15 protein-coding genes and 1 pseudogene are annotated in these 19,438 nt (G+C 64.8%); 10 read left to right on the top strand and 6 right to left on the bottom strand.

What is annotated here, in order from left to right:
* Positions 1-112: 112 nt before the first annotated feature.
* Positions 113-868, bottom strand: coding sequence for a competence/damage-inducible protein A (locus tag E5A73_RS07485; RefSeq protein WP_135963205.1), 756 nt, complete (start codon positions 866-868; stop codon positions 113-115).
* Positions 869-921: 53 nt separating this feature from the next.
* On the opposite strand from E5A73_RS07485, the gene map reads away from it, so the two are divergent.
* Complete coding sequence (gene map, locus E5A73_RS07480) at positions 922-1,746, top strand: type I methionyl aminopeptidase (RefSeq protein WP_135963204.1); 825 nt, start codon at positions 922-924, stop codon at positions 1,744-1,746.
* Between the two features lie 180 nt (positions 1,747-1,926).
* Here map and E5A73_RS07475 read toward each other — a convergent pair whose 3' ends face one another.
* Complete coding sequence (locus tag E5A73_RS07475) at positions 1,927-2,868, bottom strand: hypothetical protein (protein ID WP_135963203.1); 942 nt, start codon at positions 2,866-2,868, stop codon at positions 1,927-1,929.
* A 310-nt stretch (positions 2,869-3,178) separates the two neighbouring features.
* On the opposite strand from E5A73_RS07475, the gene E5A73_RS07470 reads away from it, so the two are divergent.
* The 5 genes from E5A73_RS07470 (at position 3,179) to E5A73_RS07450 (ending at position 7,830) form a co-directional block, all read left to right on the top strand.
* Entirely contained in the window at positions 3,179-3,517 is a 339-nt protein-coding gene (locus tag E5A73_RS07470; protein WP_135963202.1) for a P-II family nitrogen regulator, read from the top strand.
* On the top strand, positions 3,501-3,848 hold the full coding sequence (locus tag E5A73_RS07465) for a DUF6968 family protein (protein WP_135963201.1): 348 nt from the start codon (positions 3,501-3,503) through the stop codon (positions 3,846-3,848). The genes E5A73_RS07470 and E5A73_RS07465 overlap by 17 nt, the downstream gene beginning before the upstream one ends.
* A gap of 119 nt (positions 3,849-3,967) precedes the next feature.
* Positions 3,968-5,380, top strand: coding sequence for a type I glutamate--ammonia ligase (glnA, locus tag E5A73_RS07460; protein ID WP_135963200.1), 1,413 nt, complete (start codon positions 3,968-3,970; stop codon positions 5,378-5,380).
* 89 nt (positions 5,381-5,469) lie between these two features.
* Positions 5,470-6,318: a hypothetical protein gene (locus E5A73_RS07455; protein ID WP_135963199.1), complete on the top strand. Its 849-nt coding sequence runs from the start codon at positions 5,470-5,472 to the stop codon at positions 6,316-6,318.
* A gap of 87 nt (positions 6,319-6,405) precedes the next feature.
* Positions 6,406-7,830 (top strand): aldehyde dehydrogenase family protein, encoded by a 1,425-nt coding sequence (locus E5A73_RS07450; RefSeq protein WP_135963198.1) that lies wholly within the window; start codon positions 6,406-6,408, stop codon positions 7,828-7,830.
* 55 nt (positions 7,831-7,885) lie between these two features.
* Here the strand turns inward: E5A73_RS07450 and E5A73_RS07445 are convergent, their stop codons facing one another.
* From E5A73_RS07445 to E5A73_RS07430, 4 genes are all read right to left on the bottom strand, one after another.
* Positions 7,886-9,154 carry an aminotransferase class V-fold PLP-dependent enzyme gene (locus E5A73_RS07445; RefSeq protein WP_135963197.1) on the bottom strand — a complete coding sequence of 423 codons (1,269 nt, stop codon included), beginning with the start codon at positions 9,152-9,154 and terminating at the stop codon, positions 7,886-7,888.
* Positions 9,154-11,538, bottom strand: coding sequence for a TonB-dependent receptor plug domain-containing protein (locus tag E5A73_RS07440; protein WP_135963196.1), 2,385 nt, complete (start codon positions 11,536-11,538; stop codon positions 9,154-9,156). The genes E5A73_RS07445 and E5A73_RS07440 overlap by 1 nt, the downstream gene beginning before the upstream one ends.
* 207 nt (positions 11,539-11,745) lie before the next feature.
* Positions 11,746-13,194, bottom strand: a complete 1,449-nt coding sequence (locus E5A73_RS07435; protein ID WP_135963195.1) for a sensor histidine kinase — start codon at positions 13,192-13,194, stop codon at positions 11,746-11,748.
* Complete coding sequence (locus tag E5A73_RS07430) at positions 13,191-13,907, bottom strand: response regulator transcription factor (protein ID WP_135963194.1); 717 nt, start codon at positions 13,905-13,907, stop codon at positions 13,191-13,193. Before E5A73_RS07430 ends, E5A73_RS07435 begins: the two co-directional genes overlap by 4 nt.
* A gap of 451 nt (positions 13,908-14,358) precedes the next feature.
* On the opposite strand from E5A73_RS07430, the gene E5A73_RS07425 reads away from it, so the two are divergent.
* The 4 genes and pseudogenes from E5A73_RS07425 to arsC all read left to right on the top strand — a co-directional run.
* A complete protein-coding gene (locus E5A73_RS07425) occupies positions 14,359-17,259 on the top strand; it encodes a TonB-dependent receptor (RefSeq protein ID WP_168355851.1) in 2,901 nt (966 codons plus the stop codon).
* A 17-nt stretch (positions 17,260-17,276) separates the two neighbouring features.
* Positions 17,277-18,485 (top strand): alkaline phosphatase, encoded by a 1,209-nt coding sequence (locus E5A73_RS07420; protein WP_135963192.1) that lies wholly within the window; start codon positions 17,277-17,279, stop codon positions 18,483-18,485.
* A gap of 199 nt (positions 18,486-18,684) precedes the next feature.
* On the top strand, positions 18,685-19,041 hold the full coding sequence (locus tag E5A73_RS07415; protein WP_135963191.1) for an ArsR/SmtB family transcription factor: 357 nt from the start codon (positions 18,685-18,687) through the stop codon (positions 19,039-19,041).
* Positions 19,038-19,427: pseudogene (arsC, locus tag E5A73_RS07410) on the top strand (arsenate reductase (glutaredoxin)); the annotation flags it as partial. The gene E5A73_RS07415 and the pseudogene arsC, both read left to right, overlap by 4 nt.
* Between the last annotated feature and the right edge of the window lie 11 nt (positions 19,428-19,438).

The following is a 19,438-nucleotide window of genomic DNA, read 5'->3' as shown; positions in this document are numbered from 1 at the left end:
TGCCCCGTTCCCCTGCGAAAGCAGGGGTCCAGGCCCACAGGCGGGGCGTTCTGGGCTCTGGGCCGCTGCTTTCGCAGGGGAACTGGCTTGCTCGAACGGCAAGCGTAGTCCGCTATATCCCGCCCTCGACGGCCTCCCTGCCCGCCGCCAGCAACCCCTCCGCCAACGCCGCGATCGTGGTATCCACCAGCACCTGCTCGGTCGCCCGCACGACGAAATTGGCGCCGGTTCGCCCGTCGCGGAAGAACGGATAGCTGCCGATCGACACGCCCGCATGCGCCCGCTCGGTCTCGCGCAGCAGATCGGCGATCTCGCTTTCGGCGACCCACGCGCCGACCGTCCGCGACAATACCGGCAGCCCGCCTTCGAGCGTGCCGGTCAGCGCGTCGAGCATCCCCGCGGTGATGTGCGGCACCCCGGCGAGGATGAAGACGTTGCCGAAGCGGATCCCCGGTGCGCCCGACATCCGGTTGGGAATCAGGCTGGCCCCCTCGGGCACCCGCGCCATCCGCAGCCGAGAATCGGTCAGCCCGCCGCGGCTTTGGTAATGGTCTTCGAGCACCGCGCGTGCTTCGGGATGCACCACCACGGATACGCCCAGCGCCGCGGCGATTGCGTCGACGGTGATGTCGTCGTGCGTCGGGCCGATCCCGCCGGTGGTGAACAGATAGTCGTTGCGTACCCGCAGCGCATTGACCGCCTCGACGATCGCGGCTTCGACATCGGGGACGATCCGCACTTCGGCGAGCCGGATGCCCTGGACGTTGAGCCAGCTGGCGAGCTGGGCGACATTCTTGTCCTGTGTTCGGCCCGAGAGGATCTCGTCGCCGATCACCACCAATGCCGCGGTCCAGATGCGCTCGCTCATTTGCCCGGCCTAGAGCCTCGCAAAGCGGCACGCAAACGCCTATATCGCCGCGCATGACCGAATATGTCACCGTCACCGAAGACATGCCGCAGGCGCGCGACGGCGCGATCAAGCTCCACGGACCCGCGGGCTTCGAAGGCATGCGCAGGGCCGGGCGCCTCGCCGCAGAGATCCTCGACGCATTGGTGCCGCATGTCGTCCCCGGCGTGCGCACCGACGAGCTCGACGATATCGTCCGCGACATGACGATCGCCGCGGGCGGCGTTCCCGCGACGCTGGGCTATCGCGGCTACACGCACAGCTGCTGCATCTCGATCAACCATGTCGTCTGCCACGGCATCCCGTCGGATCGCACGCTCAAGGACGGCGACATCGTCAATATCGACGTCACCCCGATGCTCGGCGGCTGGCACGGCGACACCAGCCGGATGTACCTTGCCGGCGACGTGCCGATCAAGGCGCGCCGGCTGGTCGACATCACCTATGAGTGCCTGATGCTCGGGCTCGAACAGGCCAGACCGGGCAACCATCTCGGCGATATCAGCCATGCGATCCAGCAGCATGCCGAGAAACATCGCTACGGCGTGGTGCGCGATTTCTGCGGGCACGGGCTTGGCCAGATCTTCCACGACGCGCCTGAAGTGGTCCATGTCGGCCGCCCCGGCACCGGGCCCGAGCTGCGCCCGGGGATGTTCTTCACCGTCGAGCCGATGATCAACATCGGCCGCCCCGACGTGAAGCTGCTCGACGACGGCTGGACCGCGGTCACCCGCGACCGCTCGCTCTCGGCGCAGTTCGAGCATTCGATCGGAATCACCGAAACCGGCTGCGAGATCTTCACGACGAGCCCCAAGGGGCTGGACCGGCCGCCTTACTAAATCTTCCTCTCCCTGTGGGAGAGGTAGCAGAGCTTGGCAGCTTGCTGCCTCTAGCGGCGCTAGGTGAGGGTTTCCCCGCGATCGAGAACGCGATCCCCTCACCCAGCTCCGACTAGACCCGCTGAAGAAGCGGCCCCAAGTCTGCGCAACCCTCTCCCGACGGGAGAGGGAATGCCGTCGTCACTGGTTCCGATACGCCCGCCCCGACTGGATCAGCCGCTGGCGGTTGGTATTGCCCGGAACCGCGATGTGCGTGGCGGGATCATATTCCTTGCCAACCCCCGCGCTGCCCTGCGGCACCCAGATGTTGACCACGGTGTTGCTGTAGCTCTGCGGCAGATAGCGGATGTAATAGCCGTCCGGATGCAGGCTCCAGCGGCCTGAAGGCACGTCCTGGCTGCCGGGGCCGATTCCCGCCGCGCCGGCGAGCACGGCGACCCGCTCGAGCTCGGCGAAGCTGGTGCCGGGCGAGGTCAGCATCCGGCGGAGATCCGCCTCGGCCTGGAGCACCTGGCGTAGTCCGCTCGGCAGGTTGTTCGCGAGCGGCCCGGTGGTCAGCAGGTCCAGCGCGTTGCGGTTGAGCGACGCGAGCTGACGCGGGGTGAGCAGGCGTGCGGCAATCGCCTTGTGCTCGGTCGAGAGATCCTCGAACCTGGCGCGGGCGACGATCGCCCAGAGCAGGGTCTGGATGTCGTGCTGATCGATTTCGGGATGGCTCACCGAATTGCGGACGATCGACATCACGGCGTCCTGGGCGGAGCCCTTGGTCGGCCCGAAGAGATAGCCGTCGCCGCCGCCCGGCCCATGCGTGCCGGCATGCAGGCAATAGCTCTGATCGTGAAACTCGTAATAGCCCGGCTGCAGAACGAACCCGCCATTGGGGGTGCGCTGCAATTGGGCCAGGCTGCGCTTGGGGTCGCGTGGGGTGAAACCGTCCTGGTCGGGCGCGCTCCATTTGGCGTCGGACAGGCTGGTGCTGATCGGCGCCTTCTGCAGGCTGGGCAGGCCGATCCCGGCCTTTTTGGCAAGGCTGCCGAGACCCCCGAACTGCGCCGCAGCGGGCGTGGCGCCCAGCGCGAGCGCAGCCGCGAGCGCGGCGCCCAGAATCGTGCGGATCTTCATCTTTAGCTCTCTCGATCTGTTCGCGGATCCGCGGCAGTCCCCCCGACGCGGCGTGGCATTCGCTAATACGGATCCGGTTTCGTGGCGAGCCCCTGATTTGGCGCCCCATTAGGCTTTGCGACTATTGACACACCTGCGGCGCCCCGACGCCTGCCCTCGAATAAGGCAGCGCTCGTCCGCTGCCCGTTTGACAGGCACTTGTTAACCCTTGCGCGGCGTGCCACCCGAGGGGCATCCTTGGCTCCGCCTCTGGCACGGTTGTTGCCAGACGCGCGCTTAGGGGAACTGCCTCACTCCTTTGGGGGAACACGTGAAAAAGATCGAAGCGATCATCAAGCCGTTCAAGCTCGATGAAGTGAAGGAGGCGCTGCACGAAGTCGGCGTCAGCGGGATCACCGTCACCGAGGCCAAGGGCTTCGGCCGCCAGAAGGGCCATACCGAACTCTATCGCGGCGCCGAATATGTCGTGGACTTCCTCCCCAAGGTGAAGCTCGAAGTGGTGGTCGAGGACAGCCTCGCCGACCGCGTCGTCGAGGCGATCGCTGCGGCGGCGCAGACCGGGCGGATCGGCGACGGCAAGATCTTCGTCATCCCGGTCGAGACCGCGCTGCGCATCCGCACCGGCGAGCGCAATGAAAACGCCATCTGATGTCGGCGACATCGTTGCCAGCAGGATTTTCGATCGGGAGGACGGCAAGGTCTCGCTGTCGTTCCACAAGCCAGGGCCTTACCCGGACCCCGAGCTCGATGCCGACCCCGACGATCCGCCCTGGCGATGCTTCTACACGATCGCGTTTCCCGACGGCGAAACGAAGCGGAGCTATTCCGTCGGGATCGACAGCATACAGGCGCTGCTCCTCGCTTTCGCAGGCGCGATGCAGGCGCTCCAATATGTCGGAGACGGCACGCCGACGCGCCGCCCGCCGCTGCAATGGCTCGGTGAGGACGATCTCGGCTTGTCGATACGGCATTTCGAGTAATGCGCTTCGCGCGAGTGGTCATTTGACGCGGCGCAGCATTGTGCCAAAGCTTCCTTCGGGTTGCTAATTTAATTGCCCGATTCGTCGGGCGCACGAACGAGAGCGAAAGGGCTATAACGATGGCGAATTCAGCCAATGACATCCTGAAGATGGTGAAGGAGCACGAGATCGAGTGGATCGACCTCCGCTTCACCGATCCCAAGGGCAAGTGGCAGCACCTGACCATGGTCGCCAAGATCCTCGGCGAGGACGAACTGACCGACGGCCTGATGTTCGACGGTTCGTCGATCGAGGGATGGAAGGCGATCAACGAATCCGACATGATCCTCAAGCCCGATCTCGACGCGGTGTGGATCGATCCGTTCTCGGCGACCCCGATGCTGATCCTCGTGTGCGACGTGGTCGAACCTTCGACCGGCGAGCTCTACAGCCGCGACCCGCGCTCGACCGCGAAGCGTTCGGAGGCCTATCTCAAGACACTCGGCATCGGCGACACCGTCTATGTCGGCCCCGAGGCCGAATTCTTCATGTTCGACGACGTCCGCTTCGAGAACAGCTATTCGACCAGCTATTACGCGATCGACGACATCGAGCTTCCCGGCAATTCGGGCAAGGAATATGAAGGCGGCAACCTGGGTCACCGCCCCCGCGCCAAGGGGGGGTATTTCCCCGTCGCGCCGGTCGACAGCGCCGTCGACATCCGCGGCGAGATGGTCGCGACGATGCTCGAAATGGGCCTGCCGTGCGACAAGCATCACCACGAAGTCGCCGCCGCACAGCACGAGCTCGGCCTGACCTATGGCACGCTGGTCGAGACCGCCGACCGCATGCAGATCTACAAGTATGTCGTCCACCAGGTCGCGCATGCCTATGGCAAGACCGCGACCTTCATGCCCAAGCCGATCAAGGAAGATAATGGCAGCGGCATGCACACCCATATTTCGATCTGGGACAAGGGCAACCCGCTGTTCGCCGGCAACGGCTATGCGGGGCTGAGCGACATGTGCCTCTATTTCATCGGCGGCGTGATCAAGCATGCCAAGTCGCTCAACGCCTTCACCAATCCGTCGACCAACAGCTACAAGCGGCTGGTCCCGGGCTATGAAGCGCCGGTGCTGCTCGCATATTCGAGCCGCAACCGCTCGGCTTCGTGCCGCATCCCTTACGGCGCCGGCAGCAAGGCCAAGCGCGTCGAATTCCGTTTCCCGGACGCGCTGGCCAACCCGTATCTGGCGTATGCCGCGCTGCTGATGGCCGGCCTCGACGGCATCCAGAACAAGATCCATCCGGGCGATCCGATGGATAAGAACCTGTACGACCTGCCGCCGGCGGAGCTCGAGCAGGTTCCCACCGTCTGCGGTAGCTTGCGCGAAGCGCTCGATAGCCTCGAGGCCGATCAGGACTATCTGCTCAAGGGCGACGTGTTCACTCGCGATCAGATCGCGGCCTATGTCGAGATCAAGCGCGGCGAAGTCGCGCGCTGGGAGATGACGCCGAGCCCAGTCGAATACGACATGTACTACAGCTCGTAATTCTCCCGGCCATGGGTGCTTGAAGGGTGTCCGGCATTGCGCCGGGCGCCCTTTTTGCTGCACGCTCCCGCTGGGCGAAGGGGGCGGCGATGGGTGATCCCAAAAGCGTAAGCGTACCAGCGGTGCCGGCGGACGGCCCGACGGTGCCCGTACCGGCGAAGCCGGTCTGGAATTCGCTCGAGGTCGCCAAGATCCTGGTCTCGCTGGTGACGCCCCTCGCGGTGTTGCTCGTCGGCTACGGCCTGAGCAGTCAGGCGAGTCAGGTCGCGGCCGCACGCGAACGGCAGGAACGTGCCCGCGAATGGCGGTCCCAGAAACAAGCCCGGGACGACGCCGCGAACCGCGAGGAGACGCTGCGCCTGGCGGGCATCCAGCGCGAGGACGGGCTGCGCGAGGCGGCCGAGGACCGCGATGATGCCCTTCGCGGCGATGCCGTCGCACGCGAGGAAGCGCACATCCGCGACGCCGAGGCCCGCGACGTGGCCGCGCGGCGCGAGACGCTCGAGCTGGCACGCCTCTCGCGCATCCTCGAAAAGCGCATCGAGATCTGGGACAAGGTGGGGCCCGAAATCTACGGCATGCTGCACCGGATGGCCGCGCTCCAGCGCAAGGAAGAAGGGTCCGACGCAGCCGGGGACGCCGCCGAACGCGCGGCGATCCTCGATCGGCTCAACAAGGTCGATGGCACCATCGACGCTTATCGCTCCTATTTTTCGGGAACCTTCTTCCGGCTCTATCGGGGCCTGCAACAGGATATCCGCACTGCGCTGCACACCGATCAGATCAAGCGCGGCAATTCGAAATGCGCCTATGTCGGATATGACCGGCTGGTCGAGCTCGCCCGTCGCGAACTGGCGCTGCGCACCGATCCGCTGATGATCAACTTCGACAAGCGCGACTTCCCGGACTGCGCTTGGTGGCAGTCCACTCAGGGCTGACGTGAGATAGGCGATGCGAAGCTTGCAACGCTCGCGGCGGGCCGCCATCTAAACGCCATACCGGAAGTTCGAATCGGGAGAGGCGGGATGCGCAGCAGTCTGAAGCATTATATCGACGGCGCGTGGGTCGAGAGCGACGGGGGCACGCGTCATGCAGTGATCAACCCCGCTACCGAAGCGGCCGTCAGCGAGATCACCCTCGGCTCGGCGGCGGACGTCGACAAGGCCGTTGCCGCGGCAAAGCGGGCGTTCGAAAGCTTCTCAAGAACGACAGTCAGCGAACGCATCGCTCTGATTGAGCGCGTGATCGGGGCGTATAAGGCGCGTGCTGCCGATATGGCGGAGGCGATCAGCCTCGAAATGGGGGCGCCGCTGAGCCTCGCGAAGACCGCGCAGGTCGGCTCCGGGATCGGTCACCTGATGTCGGCGATCCGCGCGCTCGGGGAGTTCCAGTTCGAAGAGCAGATCGGCAACAGCCTGGTTGTCCACGAGCCCGTAGGGGTGGTCGCGTTGATCACGCCGTGGAACTGGCCGCTCAACCAGATCGTCTCCAAGGTCGCTCCCGCGCTCGCCGCGGGCTGCACGATGATACTCAAGCCTTCCGAGGAAGCGCCGAGCTGCGCGGCGATCTTCGCCGAAGTGATGGATGCGGCGGGTGTGCCTGCGGGTGTGTTCAACCTTGTCAATGGCGACGGCCCCGGCGTCGGTACGGCGCTGTCGAGGCATCGCGACGTCGACATGGTGAGCTTCACCGGATCGACCCGCGCCGGGGTGCTCGTCGCCAAGAACGCCGCCGACACCGTCAAGCGCGTCCATCAGGAACTCGGCGGCAAATCGCCTGCGGTAGTGCTGGAGAGCGCCGATCTCGCCAAGGCGATACCGGTGACTTTGTTCAGCGTGCTGATGAATTCGGGGCAGAGCTGCATCGCCCCTGCCCGTCTGCTGGTGCCCCGTCATCTGCAGGAGCAGGTCGCGGCGATCGCCGCCGATATGATGAAGGCGACGCAGTGCGGCGAGCCATCGGAAGAGGGGCGCCATATCGGCCCGGTGGTCAACAAGACGCAGTGGGACAAGATCCAGGGACTTATCGCCAAGGGGCTTGCGGAAGGCGCAACGCTCGAGGCCGGCGGTCCCGGCCGGCCCGACGGCATCGAGACCGGCTATTTCGTCAAGCCGACTTTGTTCTCCAGCGTTCGCAACGACATGACGATCGCGCGCGAGGAGATTTTCGGCCCCGTCGTCACGATCATTCCCTATGACGATGAGGAAGACGCGATCCGCATCGCCAACGACACCGATTACGGCCTGTCGGCAGTGGTGTTCGGTGATGCCGAGAGCGTCCGCCGCGTCGCGCCGCGGCTGCGCGCGGGTATGGTCTATGTCAATGGCGGCCAGCCCGACCCCAATTTGCCCTTCGGCGGATACAAGCAATCGGGCAACGGCCGCGAGCACGGCAAGTTCGGGCTCGCCGAATTCCTCGAGGTCAAGGCGGTGGTCGGGGTATTTGCCTAGCAGGCTGTTCCCCATCGGCATGGTGACCGGGTGCCAGCCTGCCTTCGCCGATCCCTTATCCGCGTCTGGCACTCGAGACAATGTCCGGTAACGCCCGGGCCAGCCGATCCACATCCTCCGGCCGCGTGAACAGCGCGGGGGTGACACGCACGCAGGCGCCGCCGGCGATTCCATCGCGATGGACGGTGAAGATGCGATGACGCTCGAGCAGATGCTGCGCGATCCGCATATTGGCCGCGACATCGGTCAGGCCTTTCACGCGAAAAGAGGTGATGCCGCCGTGCAACCGCGAATCGTCCGGCGTCAGCACCTCGATCCCGGCGACGCGGCGCGCGGCCGCAACCCAGCGGTTGCGCAGCGCGCTCAGCCGGTCTGCCCGCCGCCTGCTGCCGATCGCCTGCTGGAAGGCCAGCGCGGCGGGAACGGTGAGGCTGGCGGCGAAATCATAGGTGCCGAGATGCACGCGGCTCGAAATATCGTCGCGGCCGGTCGCTGGATTTGCCGGGTGTCGGTCCATGCGGTCCAGCGCGCCCTCGCGGATATGCAGGAACCCCACGCCGAGCGGCGCGCCGAGCCATTTATGGCCGTTGACGCCGACAAAATCGCAATCGAGGTCCGCCAGGTCGAAGTCGAGCTGGCACCAGCTGTGCGCCGCGTCGACGATGACGTCGATACCTTTCGCCCGCGCCAGCGCGGCAATCTCGCGGACCGGGAGCACCAGCCCGGTGCGGTGGCTGAGATGGGTGAGCAGGATCAGGCGCAGGCGCGGATTCGCGGCGATCGCCTCGGCATAGGCCTGGATCAGTGTCTCGTGGCTGGCAGGCTCGGGCAACGCGATCCGCACGACCTGAACGCCGCGACGCCCGCGCAGGCTCTCCATGCAATCCTGCATGCTGTCATAATCGAGATCGGCATAGAGCACCGTGTCACCCGGCCGGAGCCGATTATAGCCGAGGATCAGCGTTTCCAGCGCCTCGGTCGCGTTGCGGGTAAAGGCGAGCTCCTGCGGCTTGACGCCCATTGCCGCGGCGGCCTGGTCGCGCGCCGCGATCAGGTCACGGGTCATGCCGCGGCGAGCATAGAAACTGGTATCGCGGTTCACCCGCGCGACCATCGCCTGATAGGCCTGGAGCACCGGCCGGGGCATCATCCCCCAATTGCCGTTCTCGAGCTGGACCACCCCCTCGGGCGGACCATATTCGGCGGCGATCGATCGCCAATAGGCTTCGCCCTCCGCGTCCGCCGGAACCGCGGCACGGGCGGCGGCGACCGCGGGCAGCGCAAGGCCGCCCGCGAGCACCGACCGGCGATCGATGCCGGCCATCAGAAGCGCAGCCCGATCCGCGCATAATATTGCCCGCCATCGGTATCGTAGGGGGCATTGCGCGAATAGATCAGCCCGCGATTGGCCTGGTTGGTGGCTTCGGCGGGATAGCTGTCGAAGATATTCTCGGCTCCCACGCGCAGCGACAGGTTCTCGCTGAGCTTGTACGCGATCGAAGCATCGAACAACACCGTGGAGCCGAAGCGCTGGAACAGCTCGCCGGTGGCATTGCCGGTGACGTCGGTCCACGACCCGTAATAGCGGCCGCGGACCATCAGACCGACCGCACCGATATCATAGCCCAACGTGCCGGTGGCATTGTGCTGCGGCAGCCGCTCCTCGAAGATGCGCCGCTGGGTGACGTTGGGGATCGCGGCGGTGTTGCCGCTGCGGACGCGGGTCTGGTTGTAATTATAAGCGAGGCTCAGATTGGCGCGGCCGGTGCCGAGCTGGCGGACATAGCCGAGGACCACGTCGATGCCGCGGGTGCGGGTGTCGAAATCATTGGTGAAATAGCTGACCGAAGTGAAGCGGTCCGGGTTCGGAAACGCCGCCGGCACGGTGAAGGTCGCCGACTGGCCGAAGCGATCGGTGAGGTCGATCTGGTACAGATCGACGCTGGCGCTGAGGCCGAAACCGGTCTGCGCGGTCATGCCGGCGGTGAGCGTGCGCGATTCCTCGGGGGTTAGCGGCTTGGCGCCCAGTGCGATCGCGATCGGATCATTGGGCGAGAGGCGGCCCTGGTTGAAGATCTGCAGCGTGCGGGTGTCGAGCCCCTGCGTGACCTGGCGGGTGTTGAGCTGCGCGGGCGTGGGGGCCCGGAACCCGGTGGAATAGGTGACGCGCGCGGCGAGGCCATGGACCGGCTCGATGCGGCCGGCGAACTTGTAGATGAAGGTGTCGCCGAACTCCGAGAAGTCCTCGTAGCGGCCAGCGGCGCCGAGCGTCAGCATCTCCACCGGCTTCCATTCGAGATCCATATAGCCGGCATAGCTGCGCTGGTCCCACTCGCCCGATTGGGCCGGCCCGAAGCCGGGAAAGCCATTCGAATTGGGCGCCAGTCCGGTCGCGGCACCGGGGCCGACGGCATAGGAGGCGGGATCGCCCGGCGAAACTGCATAGGTCTCGACGCGGCGCTCGACACCGAACGCGACGTTCACCGGCTCGGCCGTTCCCACCGGCAGACGATAGACGAAATCGGCGTTGAGGTTGAATTCGCGCTGCTCGAGCCGGCCGAGATAGAAGCTCGTCGGGCTGTTCGGCCCGAGCGACGCGTTGAGGCTCTCGCCCAGCGTATATTCGATCCGGCTGCGGCCGAGCGAGGCGCTGAGATCATAGTGGAGGCGATCGCCGAGGTCGCCGCGAAGCCCGCCTGCCGTCTGATAGTCGTTGAACTTGGTGCCGAAGCGCGGCGTGAAGCCGGTGGGATAGAGCGTATTGAACGAGAAGCCCGGAAACGCCGCACTCGCGCCATAGACGCTGGCGGTCCCCGCCGGGTTGCGCCAGTTGAAGTCGGTTACGCCGTCGCCCTGCTGGAGCGTGCCGAACACGTAGAAGGTCGCCGCATCGGCAAGGTCGTAATGACCGTTCACCGCGCCGCTGATGCGCTCCTGGTCCGGCTGACCCCAGCGTTGTACCGGATCGGGCACGCGAAGCTGCGGATTGGCGGCCTGGAACGCAATCGCGTCGGGCCGCTGGCGCGTGCGCGAGGTCGCCTCCTGGCGATCGAACTGGCCGGTAAAGGCGATGGCGCCGCGGTCCCCCAGTGCGATCCCGGCATGCATGCCCCACTGATATTCGCTGCCGTCCTTGGCGTAATAACGCGAGACCTGGCCGTAGGCGTCCATCCCCGGTGCCTCATCGAGGAGGATGTTGATCACTCCGGCAATCGCGTCCGAGCCATATTGCGCCGAGGCGCCGTCGCGCAGCACTTCGACGCGGCCGATGCCGGCGGTCGGGATGCTGGCGAGATCGGGGGCCTGCGCGCCCCGCGAGCCGAGCAGGGCCGAGCGATGATAGCGCTTGCCGTTCACCAGGACGAGCGTCTGATCGGCCGAGAGCCCGCGGAGCGTCGCCGGACGGACAAAGGCCTGGCCGTCGGCCGCCGGAAGGCGCTGGACGTTGAACGAAGGCAGCAATTGGGCGAGCACATCGTCGAGGTCGCCGGAGACGCTGGATGCCACCGCCGCCTTCGAGAGCACATCGACCGGGGCCAGGGTATCGAACTGAGTGCGCGCGCGATCGCGCGTGCCGGTGACGACGATCGGCCCCTCATCCTCCGAAGCTTGGCTTTCCTGAGTATTTACCGTCTCGGTCTGCGCCCAGGCGACAGGCATGCACGCGAATTGCAGCGCGATCATCGCGCTGCCGAACAGAAGCTTCATGAATACCCCTATGGAGTTTGTGGCGACCCGACCTGCGGACGGCCATGCGGCTAGGCGCGCTGCATGACGCGTGCGTTACGGCTTGGCGTAAGTAGTATGAACTTGGACGCAAAACTGAGGAGGGCTGAAAGGCGTGACGCGGCCGTTTGTGCCCGTCCGATTCGGGCAGCAATAGTGGTGGGAGGCCGGCAGGAGGCGCCCGTCAGCTCAGAGGTGCATAGGAAGCATCAATGTTGCTCGCAGGCCCGGGCCATTGTCCTGCAATTCGAAGCTCCCGCCGTGCAGTGATGCGACTGCGCTCACCAGGGTGAGTCCCAACCCGCTCCCCGGCGTACTGCGCGCATCGTCGAGCCGGCCGAACTTGCGAAGCGCATCCTGTCGACGGTGCCCGGGAATCCCGCCCGCGCGATCGGAAACCGAGAGCTCCACGTCGCCTCCCCGGCGGCTTGCCTCGAGCAGGATCGCACCGCCCTCGGCACCGTATTTCAAGCCATTGTCGATGAGGTTGGAAACCGCCCGCGCCAACAGCACGCGGTCGCCCTGCAGGAAGATCCCGGGCGGGCATCGCAGCGCTATCTCCACGCCGACGGTCGTCGCCAGCGGTTGAAATATCTCCAGCAGATCGCGCAGCATCGCCCCGACATCGACCGTCTCGAAGCCGCCCCGCCCGATCCCCGCTTCCGCGCGGCTGATTTCGAGCGCGCTTTCGAGGATGTGCAGCACGCCATCGAGTTCACGCGAAACGACGGCGACGCCCGCGGCGGGTTCGCGGCCCTGGGGCGGGTGCGCCAGCATGGCCAGCTGCATATGGATGCGGGCCAGCGGCGACCGGAGATCATGGGCGAGCGCGTCGGTCAGGGTGCGATGCTCCTGCACCAGCGCCTCGATGCGATCGAGCATGAGGTTGAGCGTGATCTTCAGCCGATCCATCGGATCGCCGCTTCCATCGGTTTCGGCGCGTCGGCGAAGGTCGCCGGCACCGATATGATGACCGATGTCGGCGATCGCGGCGACCATCCGGTTCATCTCGCGCACCATCGCGAAGCTGCCCAATAATCCGATCGGCAAGGCAAGCGCGAACGCGGCGGCGAGCGCGAGCAGCAGCGCCGCGTGCATATCGCTGCGATTGTCGAGCAATCCGCCCAGCAACAACCGGTGCCCGGAGGACAGGCGTACGCTGCGGACGAGGAACGCCTCGGCATGCGCCACGCCGTCGCGATGCAAGGTTTCTGGCGTCCAGGCTTGTGGGGCGGCAAGCCCATCTGGCCATGCGGCAAGGTTGCCCGCGAGTTTGCGTCCGGTCGCGTCGACCAAGAGGATGGCGGTCTGGTCGCGATGCGCGCGCTCGGCACGGCTCGACACTGCGGCGCGCAATTCGCGGATACCGCCGTGGCGATAATGCTTCTCGAGGTTGCTTTGCCGAAACTCCAGCGGCCGGGTGAAGTCCGCGACGAGGATCGCGTCCACCTTGTAATAGACATAGAACAGGATCGGCAGGGTGCAGACCAGGCTGAGCAAGAATTGAAACAGCGCGAAGCGCCCGCTGGTGGAGCGCCAGAACGACCGCCGTCGCGGCGACAATGCACTCAGCGCGGTCTGGCGCTGGAGCCCGCCGGCTTCGCTGCCTGGCCCGGCAAACCGCGTGAACGCATTCATGCCGACGTTCCGAGGCGATAGCCTGCGCCGCGGACCGTGTGCAGCAGCGGTGCCAGTCCAGGTCGGTCGATCTCCCGCCGGAGATTGCTGACATAAACGTCGATCACGTTCGTGCCCGGATCGAAATCCAGGCTCCAGACCTTTTCGAAGATCATCGACCGGGTGACCACCCGCCCCTGATTTCGCATCAGGAACTCGAGCAACTGGAGCGCGCGCGACTGCAACAGCAACGGCTTCCCAGCCCGATCGGCGCGGGAAGCAAGCAAGTCCAGCGTGAGATCACCGCACTCGAGCCGCGTGGCCGGCGTGGAAGCGGCGGCGCTTCGGCGGTGCGAGACCTCGAGACGCGCGAGCAACTCGCTCATCGCGAACGGCTTCACCAGATAATCGTCCGATCCGGCGCGTAGCCCGCGTACGCGCTCGTCGGTAGAGCCTATCGCCGACAGGAAGATCACCGGTGTCCCGATACCCTCCGCGCGTAGCGTCTCGAGCAGCGTCAGCCCGTCCATCCGCGGGAGCATCCGATCCAGCACCAGGACGTCGAAGTCACCGCTGCGGGCCCGGGCAAGTCCCGCCAGACCGTCCGAGGCCCATTCGACGGCATAGCCGTTGCCGGCGAGTTCGGCCTCGAGGAAGCTGGCGGTGGCGACGTCGTCTTCGACGAGGAGTATCCTGCGCCAGCGGTGCTCGCAGTCCGGCCTTTCGCCGGCCAAACCGCCACTCGGCGATCCGGATGCCGCGTCAACCTCCAGCCTGCTTGTCACTGGCCCCAGCTATCGGCCGGCTACGACGTTTCTGTGACAGGCCGAACATTAAGAATTTTTAACCGGCGATTCTCCGAGTGCGTAACACCTCTGTCACCGTTGGAACCTAGCTGCCCGTTTCACAGGAGACAGTATTGCCGAATGGCCGATAGCGCCATCGGACATAACTGGATTGTAATGCATCCACTTCTGGATTCGATGCAATTCACGATCGATACATGAATAACATCACCGAATAGGTGATCAAACTTTCGAGCTAATCTTAGAAACTCTGGATCTTCATGTCGATCCTGAGCGAGGAGGCGCGCGCTCATCTTTCCGGATGAGCGTTTTATTGACGTCTATTGATATTTTTGGGGGACGTTAGATGAAGACAATCTCGGTCGCAAAACCACTCACCATGCTGGCCTCTACTGCAATCATCGCGCTGGCCGCCGGCACCGCGCACGCACAAAGCACAGCGACGCCGGCGACGAGCAGCGCGGAGCGTGCCGATGGCACCGTTACCGGCCGGGTCTATGACGAGGCGACAGGGCAGTCGCTGCGCGGAGCCGTGGTTCGCGTGGTCGGCAGCAACGCGCAGGACTATACGGCCGAGGATGGACGCTTCCAGGTCGCCGCCCCTGCCGGGCCGGTCACGCTCGAGGTCGATTATGTCGGCCTCGATACCGCCACGGTCAGCGTCCGCATCCCGCGCGGCGGCAATGCCGAGGCGGATGTCGCGCTGACGAGCAAGGCGCTGAGCGGAGAGACGGTGGTCATTCGCGCCGCCGCCACAGGGCAGGCGCTGGCGATCAACCAGCAGAAGACGGCAAGCGGCATCGTCAACATCGTGTCCGAAGAGACGTTCGGGCCGATGCCGGACGGCAATATCGGCTACGCGCTTCAACGCCTGCCGGGCCTGAGCGTCGACACCGATCAGGACGGTTCGCCCACCGGGATCAACATCCGCGGCATCGAAGGGGACTATAATTCGTTCCAGGTCGACGGCAACCGCGTGCCGACCTCGGGCGGCGGACGCGGCATCGCGCTCACACAATTCTCGGGCGACGGGATCACCAACATCGAAGTGATCAAGGCGCCGACCCCCGATCGCGACGGCGACGCGATCGGCGGCATCGTCAACGTCGTGACGCGCAGCGCCTTCCAGCGCAGCGGCCAGCAGATCAAGCTCGATGTCGGCGGGATCTATAGCGACCTTCCCGAGAAGTTCGGCCATGCGCTTACCGCGCAATATTCGAACATCTTCAGCGTGGCCGGCGGCGACCGGAATCTGGGCGTCAGCGGAACGATCAGCAGCTATCAGACCGATCGCTATTCGCTCAACCGCGACATGGACTGGGTCCAGGTCACGCCCGCCAACAACCCGCAGCTCAATCTGGCCCAATATGCGAAACCGGTCTGGTTCATGGAAGCGTCGCACTGGGAATATGATACGCGCGTCACCAAGACGACCACCGCGAACCTGAACCTGGATTTTCGGACGGATCCGTTCAATTCCTTCTACACCCGCTTCCTTTACAGCAACGCCAATCGCCACGGCGTGAAGTACGAGACCGACATCGACATCGACACTCGCTTCCAGGATGCCGTGGGCGGCCGCAAGACCTATGCCGAGCTGACTCCCGACTATGGCCGCGGCACGACCGGCAGCAGCGGTTCGCGCGGGTCGCGCGGCTGGATCGGCACCGAGGATGATCGCAAGACCGATCTCTACTCGATCAATCTGGGCGGCCGCCATGAAAGCCCCAACAGCCTGCTGACCTACGACCTGTTCTATTCGCGGAACAAGCAGACCACCACCAACGACAACGAGCTCAATTTCGTGATGGAGCCCGACGATCCCTGGCTGCAGTTCGAATATCATCTCGTCGACGTGTCGCGCGGCGAAGTGATCATCAACGAGTTGAGCGGCCGCAACCCGACCGACCTGTCGGCCGTCACCGAAGGCGAGCTGATCCTCAACAATTCGGTCCGCACCGAGAACGTCTACAGCGCCCGCGCCGATTTCGAACGCAGCTTCAGCCTTGGATCGGGCGTCTTCTCGCTCAAGACCGGCGCGAAATATTATCGCAGCGAGCCGCGCTTCGATCAGGTGGCGGACGTGTATTCGATGGATGACGCCTTCCCCTACGCGGATGTCGTCACGCCCAATAACGAGGTCATCCTCGGCGGAACCAAGTATTTCGACGTCAATCCGGCGGCTGGTGTCCGGCTGTTGCGCAGCAATCCCGGCCTGTTCCGCTATGAGGAGGCAGACTCGCTCGAGGACAGCTATTTCGAGGATTACGACGCGACCGAGCAAACCGCCGCGGGATACGTCATGGGGACGTGGCGCATCGGGAGCCACACCATCCTCGGCGGCGTCCGCTACGAGCACGTCAAATGGAACAACACCAATTATCAGGTAAGCTATCTCGACGAGAAAGCCGGCTTCACCAAGGCCGAGCAGGGCGATTCCTATGGCCATTGGCTGCCGAGCCTCCATTTCCGCCATGAGCTCGCCCCCAACCTGATCATGCGCGAGAGCTACAATCGCAGCTACGGCCGGCCGCGGCTGAGCGAGCTCACCGCGGGGCGCTTCGTCAACGAGGACGGCGATATCGCGGACGGCAATGCGCGACTGAAGCCGGCGCTGTCCGACAATTTCGACGCGCAGGTCGAGTATTACACCAAGAGTGGCGGGCTCTACAGCGTCGCCCTGTTCTACAAGAACGTCCGCAACTTCTCGTATACGCAGATCTACAACTTCACCAATCTCGACGCGAACGGCGTCCCGATCTTCGATCCCGAAGGCGATTTCGAATATGAGGTCCCGCTGAATGGATCGGCCGCGAAGAATTACGGCATCGAGTTGATCGCGCGCCAGCGTCTCACCTTCCTGCCCGGCGCGCTGCGCGGACTGAGCGCCAGCGTCAGCGCAACCTTCTCGGACAGCGAGGCTTCCTATCCCAACCGCGACGACGATCGCAAATTGCCGTTGCCCGGATTCTCCAAGTTCCTGTTCAACGCCTCGCTCGAATGGGCGTGGCGCGGCTTCGAGCTGCGCGGCGACTACATCTTCCGCGACGACTATGTGGAAGGGCTCGGCGACAGCATCGAATCCGACGAATTCTATGCCGCCGAGAAGCGCGTGGACGTGCGCGCCGCTTATGCGGTCACCAGGAATGTCCGCGCCTACGCCTCGGTTACAAACCTGACCGACGAGCCCCAGGTCTCCTATTCGGGATACCGCCAGTTCGTGGAGGATGCGAGCCTGACCGGCCGCAAGTACCGCTTCGGTCTCGAATTCACGTTTTGATCAAAGGAAACGAACCCATGGCAAATTCCCTGCTGCACCTGCTTTGCCTGTCGCTCGCGGCGTCGTCCGCCGCGGCGGTTCCCGGTCACGCCGCGCCCGACACGGCCAGAGAGGAAGCGCGATCGCAACCGCAGCCGCCCGAGGCGAACGTTCAGGCCCCGCCTTCGCGGAAAGCGAAGAACGTCATCCTGTTCCTTGCCGACGCTGGCGGCGTGCCGGTGATCAACGCTGCCAGCCTGCACGGCTATGGCGAGCCACTCAGGCTGCGGATCCAGCATTGGCCCCATCTCGGGCTTAGCGAAACCTCGCCGGTGGATGCGTTCGTCTCCGATTCGGCCAACGGCATGTCGGCGATCGTGACGGGCGTGAAGACCCACAACGGCGTGATCAGCCAGGCCGCCGACGGCGCCCGCGGAACGCGCGACGGGGCGCCGACCAAGACCGTGCTGGAATATGCCGAGGAACACGGGCTGCTCACCGGCGTGGTCACCACCCAGTCGATCGCGGACGCCACGCCGGCCGCAACCTATGCCCACTCCAACGATCGCCAGAAATGGGGCGAGATTTTCCCGCAGGCGTTTGCGCCACGGTTCGGCGATGGCGTCGACGTGCTTTTCGGCGCCGGCCGCAAGAAGATCGGCGCGCAATTGACCGCGGCGGGCACCAGTTTCGAGCAGATCGGCCGGAGCATCGGCCGCCCGATCCACGAAAAGCTCGCCGACGTGGGTGCTGCCGAGAAGCGCCCCGTCGTGGTGGGGGAAGACATGGATGCGCGCGCCGCGACGCTCAAGGCACTCGACATCCTGCAACGCTCACCCAAGGGATATCTGCTGGTCGTCGAATGGGACGCGCACACCGATGATCCTCAGGAGGGGCTGCAGCATGTCGTGGATTTCGACAGACTGGTTGCCGAGGTCGAGAAGCGCGTCGACCTGAAAGACACGCTGTTGCTGTTCACCGCCGATCATAGTTTCGGGCTTCAAGTGGATGGCGGGCGCCGCGGCGGCGAACTTCTGGAAGGCTATGATGCCTGGAAAGCGACCAACAGCAAAAACCCGATGGTTCGCCTGAAGAACGTACTCGTCAACGACACGCACACCGGCGAGGAAGTGCCCGCGCTGGCGATCGGCGCAGGAGCCGAGCGCGTCCGCGGCTATTTCCCGAACACTTATTTGTTCGACGTCATGATGCAGGCGTGGGGCTGGAAGCCGGATGGCGCCCGGTAACCGATAGCGCTCGACACCATCAAATCATCCACAGGGCACCTTGACTCTATGATATTACGGATATACCGGTAATATCATAGAGTCACCGGGGACGGGCCGTGAAGCGCACGCATCTGAACGAAGGCGGGGTTCCGACGACACCGACCGCCAAGGCCCGCTGTGCTACGGCCAACACCGCCGCCACGGACGTGCTCTGCTGATGGACGCCAACGCCGCGGTCATAGCGCTGTCGGCGCTCGCCCATCCCGGACGTCTCGACATCTTCCGTCTGCTTGTCCGCGCGGGTGAAGAGGGCATGGCCTCCGGCGAGATCGCTCGTGCGACGGGGCACGTGCCCCAGACCCTGTCGGGCAATTTGACGATCCTCGGTCACGCCGGCCTCGTCACTTCGCGTCGCGAAGGCCGCTCGATCATCTACACCGCCGCGTACAACCATATGACCAGCCTGCTCGGCTTCCTCATGGAAGATTGCTGCGCGGGGAAGCCGGAGATCTGTGCGCCGCTTGCGGATATCGTGACCCAGGCCGCCTGCTGCCAGCCGGGTCCGCTTCAATGAGCGACATCGTGATCTACCATAACCCGGCGTGCGGAACGTCGCGCAACACGCTGGCAATGATCCGCAATGCAGGGATCGAGCCGCACGTGGTCGAATATCTGAAGACCCCGCCGTCGCGGCAAATGATCATCTCGCTTATCGAGCGCATGGGGACCACGCCTCGCGCGTTGCTGCGCGAAAAGGATACACCCTTCGCCCAACTCGGCCTTGGAAATCCCCTGCTCGGCAACGACCAACTCATCGACGCGATGATGGAACACCCGATCCTGATCAATCGCCCGATCGTGGTTTCACCGCTGGGGGTGAAACTTTGCCGTCCGTCCGAGGCTGTGCTGGACTTGCTCGACTCGCCGCAGCGCGCCCCATTCATCAAGGAAGACGACCAGGTTGGAGCCGG

The organism is Sphingomonas gei (assembly GCF_004792685.1).
Classification (GTDB): Bacteria; Pseudomonadota; Alphaproteobacteria; order Sphingomonadales; family Sphingomonadaceae; genus Sphingomonas; species Sphingomonas gei.
The sequence above is the reverse complement of the archived record's forward strand: the minus strand, read 5'-3'. Positions and strand labels throughout refer to the sequence as shown.

Coding starts and splice junctions, on each gene's coding strand:
- glnA (WP_135963200.1), top strand. CDS start 3,968: ATGGCGAATTCAGCCAATGACATCCTGAAGATGGTGAAGGAGCACGAG.
- E5A73_RS07455 (WP_135963199.1), top strand. CDS start 5,470: ATGGGTGATCCCAAAAGCGTAAGCGTACCAGCGGTGCCGGCGGACGGC.
- E5A73_RS07420 (WP_135963192.1), top strand. CDS start 17,277: ATGGCAAATTCCCTGCTGCACCTGCTTTGCCTGTCGCTCGCGGCGTCG.
- map (WP_135963204.1), top strand. CDS start 922: ATGACCGAATATGTCACCGTCACCGAAGACATGCCGCAGGCGCGCGAC.
- E5A73_RS07475 (WP_135963203.1), bottom strand. CDS start 2,868: ATGAAGATCCGCACGATTCTGGGCGCCGCGCTCGCGGCTGCGCTCGCG.
- E5A73_RS07485 (WP_135963205.1), bottom strand. CDS start 868: ATGAGCGAGCGCATCTGGACCGCGGCATTGGTGGTGATCGGCGACGAG.
- E5A73_RS07440 (WP_135963196.1), bottom strand. CDS start 11,538: ATGAAGCTTCTGTTCGGCAGCGCGATGATCGCGCTGCAATTCGCGTGC.
- E5A73_RS07465 (WP_135963201.1), top strand. CDS start 3,501: ATGAAAACGCCATCTGATGTCGGCGACATCGTTGCCAGCAGGATTTTC.
- E5A73_RS07415 (WP_135963191.1), top strand. CDS start 18,685: ATGGACGCCAACGCCGCGGTCATAGCGCTGTCGGCGCTCGCCCATCCC.
- E5A73_RS07445 (WP_135963197.1), bottom strand. CDS start 9,154: ATGGCCGGCATCGATCGCCGGTCGGTGCTCGCGGGCGGCCTTGCGCTG.
- E5A73_RS07435 (WP_135963195.1), bottom strand. CDS start 13,194: ATGAATGCGTTCACGCGGTTTGCCGGGCCAGGCAGCGAAGCCGGCGGG.
- E5A73_RS07425 (WP_168355851.1), top strand. CDS start 14,359: ATGCTGGCCTCTACTGCAATCATCGCGCTGGCCGCCGGCACCGCGCAC.
- E5A73_RS07450 (WP_135963198.1), top strand. CDS start 6,406: ATGCGCAGCAGTCTGAAGCATTATATCGACGGCGCGTGGGTCGAGAGC.